Below are 3424 nucleotides of genomic sequence, written 5' to 3' on the forward strand. Positions count from 1 at the left end.
GTCGGTTCCACTCGACGCTCGCACGCGGACGCCGACCAGCACTTCTCGCCGCTCCGGCCCAAGGCGTAGTCCACGACCTCCACCGAATGCCCTGCTCCCGCTGGTCCGTCGGGTGCGGGGCCGGGCGGAGCACCGCAAGGAGTCCTGAGCTCCACCGGATCGTGTTCCGCCGGGTTGGCCCCGGCTCTTGCGCGGGCCGTGGTACCGACGAGTAATCTGCTCGGACGTGCCACGGCCCGTCGGCTTTTCCGCCCGTGCCTCCGGCGTGCCAGTGGTGTTCTCCGGTCGGCCAGAGGTGGACGGTGTCGATGAGCAGTGTCGTGGAGCAGACGGTCGACCGCCCTCCGGTACCCGCCCGTGGGCGCCGCGGGGCCGCCGCGGTGCTCCAGGGCGTCGCCCTGGCGCTGGGGCTGGTACTGATGGTCGGCGGCTTCGCCCTGATCGCGATCGACTACCGGCCGTACAAGATCCCCACCGCCTCGATGCACCCGACCCTGCGCGCCGGCGACACCGTGCTCGCCCGCAAGGTCGGCGGCGGCGACATCGGGCGGGGCGACGTGGTGGTCTTCCGGGACCAGGCCTGGGGCGGTGAGCTCATGGTCAAGCGGGTGGTCGCGGTCGGCGGGGACACCGTCGCCACCACCGGGGCCGATTACCGGCTGACGGTCAACGGGCAGCCGGTGGACGAGCCCTACCTCGCGACGCAGGGCCGCCAGGGCGCTTCGTTCAGCGTGACCGTGCCGCAGGGCCGGCTGTTCCTGCTCGGCGACAACCGGATGGGCTCGCTCGACTCCCGCACCCACCTGGAGGTCGACGACGGGACCGTCCCGGCCGAGGCCGTCGAGGCCAGGGTCGAGGCCACGGTGCTGCCCTTCGGCCGCATGGGCCTGCTCGACCGGGTCACGGACTTCGACGGCTTCGCGGGCCCGAAGGCCTCGAAGCCGGGGCCGCTGGGGCCCCTCGCCGCCGCCGCCGTTGCGGGCGCGGCGCTGATCCTCGTGACCTCGGTGGTGGGCGGGGTGGCGGGTCTGGCCCGCCGGCTCCGGGGGCGCGGCGCCTGAGCGGGACCGTCGCCCGGCGGGCCGCTCTGCCGAACATCGCCCCGGACGGCCGCGGCGGGTGGCAGGATCGGTAGCGCCACCGATGCGGACGGAAGGAGCGTGGAGCGCTGCCATGACAGCACGGCGCCGCAGGGCGGCGCGGATCCTGCTGCTGGACGGGCTGGACCGCATCCTCCTCTTCCTGGGGGCCGATCCGGCCACCCCGGGCGAGACGTGGTGGTTCACGCCCGGAGGCGGCTTGGAGCCGGGGGAGGACGTGCGCGGGGCCGCCGAGCGGGAGCTCGCCGAGGAGACCGGCTTGCGGGGTGTGGACCTGGGGCCCTTGGTGGCGTACGGCACGGTGTCGTTCTCCTTTCAGGGACAGCGCTACGAGCAGGAGCAGTGGTTCCACCTGGCCCGGACCACGGAGACGGGGCTGGACCACTCGGGCATGGGCGCCGACGAGCACGCCCAGTTGCTCGCGGCGCGCTGGTGGACGGTCGAGGAACTGAGGGGGACCGCCGAGACGGTCTATCCGCCCGGTCTGGCGGACTTCCTGGAGCGGCTGCTGGCCGAGGGCCCGCCGGTGGATCCGGTACGGCTCTGACCGTGGGTGCGGTGGTCCACAATGGGTGGACGTGACAAGTTGAGGGGACGCCTGGATGAGTGCCGAAGATCTCGAGAAGTACGAGACCGAGATGGAGCTCAAGCTCTACCGGGAGTACCGGGACGTCGTCGGCCTGTTCAAGTACGTGATCGAGACCGAGCGACGGTTCTACCTCACCAACGACTACGAGCTGCAGGTGCACTCGGTCCAGGGCGAGGTGTTCTTCGAGGTGTCGATGGCGGATGCGTGGGTCTGGGACATGTACCGGCCGGCCCGGTTCGTCCGCAAGGTCCGGGTGCTGACCTTCAAGGACGTGAACATCGAGGAACTCGCGAAGAGCGACCTGGAGCTGCCCTCGGACGAGTCCGGCTTCGGGAACTGACGTTGAACGACTCCGTCCCGCGTTGTCCAGCCGATTTCGGGAGGAACGGGGCTTCTCACTCCTGCGGGTGACAAAAGTTGTCCACAGGCCCGGGTTGTCCACAGGGACAGGGAATTCCCGGGCCTCGGCGCGCACCTTGGTGCAGCCTCCTCGGCGGAGGTGGTCACCATGCAGCACACCGTCGTGCAGGACCAGGCAGTACCGGACACGGCCGCAGCCGGGAAGGCCCCGCGGGCGATCCCGGAGCGCAGCACCAAGAACGGGCTCGGCCGCTACGGGGAGCGGGTCGCCGCCCGCCGCCTCACCGAGGCCGGGCTCCGCATCCTGGACCGCAACTGGCGTTGCGTCGAGGGCGAGCTGGACATCGTCGCCCTCGACGGCGACACCGTGGCGGTCTGCGAGGTGAAGACCCGCTCCGAGCGGGGGTTCCAGCAGCCCACCGAGGCCATCGACCGGGCCAAGGCCGCCCGACTGCAGCGCCTGGCCGAGCGCTGGATGGCCGAGCGCTGGCCCGGTCACTTCGCGGAGTTGGCCGGGCCCGGCTACGACCCGGGGCCCACCGATCCGCAATGGCCGCCCGCCCCGCCGGGCGGAGTGCGGATCGACCTGGTCGCGGTGGTCAACCGGGCGCGGGGTGCGGCCCTGGTCGACCACCTGCGGGGGGTGGTCTGAGATGGCCTTCGCCCGTACCTGTTCCGTCGCGCTGGTCGGCGTCGACGGAGTGATCGTCGAGGTCCAGGCCGATCTGGAGCCCGGGGTGGCGGCGTTCACCCTGGTCGGCCTGCCCGACAAGGCGCTCACCGAGGCCCGCGACCGGGTCCGTGCCGCGGTCGTGAACAGCGGCGAGGCCTGGCCGCAGCGCAAGCTGACGGTCGGCCTCAGCCCCGCCTCGGTGCCCAAGAGCGGCAGCGGCTTCGACCTCGCAGTCGCCTGCGCCGTGCTGGCCGCCGCGGAACGGCTCGACCCCGCCGCCATCGCCGACCTGTTGATCATCGGCGAGCTGGGGCTGGACGGCCGGGTGCGGCCGGTCAGGGGGGTGCTGCCGTCGGTGCTGGCCGCCGCCGACGCGGGGTACGAGCGGGTCGTGGTCGCCGAACAGACCGCGCCCGAGGCCTCGCTCGTTCCCGGGGTGACGGTGATCGGCGTCCGCAGCCTGCGCCAGCTCGTCGCCACCCTGACCGGCGCGGAGGCGCCGGAGGAGCCGCCCGACCCGATCGGCGGCCGGCCGGATCCGCTGATGGCCGGTCTGATGCTGCCCAGCGCGGGGGTGCGGGGCCTGCCCGACGACCGGGCGGCCCGGCTCGACATGGCCGATGTGGCCGGCCAGTACGAGGCCCGGCGGGCCCTGGAGATCGCCGCTGCCGGAGGCCACCACCTCTACTTGAAGGGCCCACC

At 72.8% G+C, this 3424-nt stretch carries 5 protein-coding genes; all 5 read left to right on the forward strand.

Going from position 1 to position 3424, the window contains the following annotated elements; translation table 11 throughout:
* Positions 1–308 precede the first annotated feature (308 nt).
* Positions 309–1061, forward strand: coding sequence for a signal peptidase I (lepB, locus tag ACIQOV_RS33440; RefSeq protein WP_380633069.1), 753 nt, complete (start codon positions 309–311; stop codon positions 1059–1061).
* A gap of 112 nt (positions 1062–1173) precedes the next feature.
* Positions 1174–1647 carry an NUDIX hydrolase gene (locus ACIQOV_RS33445; protein WP_380543377.1) on the forward strand — a complete coding sequence of 158 codons (474 nt, stop codon included), beginning with the start codon at positions 1174–1176 and terminating at the stop codon, positions 1645–1647.
* A 55-nt stretch (positions 1648–1702) separates the two neighbouring features.
* Entirely contained in the window at positions 1703–2029 is a 327-nt protein-coding gene (locus ACIQOV_RS33450) for a DUF2469 domain-containing protein (protein ID WP_030056781.1), read from the forward strand.
* 168 nt (positions 2030–2197) lie between these two features.
* On the forward strand, positions 2198–2701 hold the full coding sequence (locus tag ACIQOV_RS33455) for a YraN family protein (RefSeq protein WP_387693677.1): 504 nt from the start codon (positions 2198–2200) through the stop codon (positions 2699–2701).
* A gap of 1 nt (position 2702) precedes the next feature.
* Positions 2703–3424, forward strand: a 722-nt coding sequence (locus ACIQOV_RS33460; RefSeq protein WP_401054518.1) for a magnesium chelatase domain-containing protein, incomplete at its 3' end; no start/stop codon positions are given.

Source organism: Kitasatospora sp. NPDC091257 (assembly GCF_044757675.1).
GTDB classification, from domain to species: Bacteria; Actinomycetota; Actinomycetes; order Streptomycetales; family Streptomycetaceae; genus Kitasatospora; species Kitasatospora lactacystinica.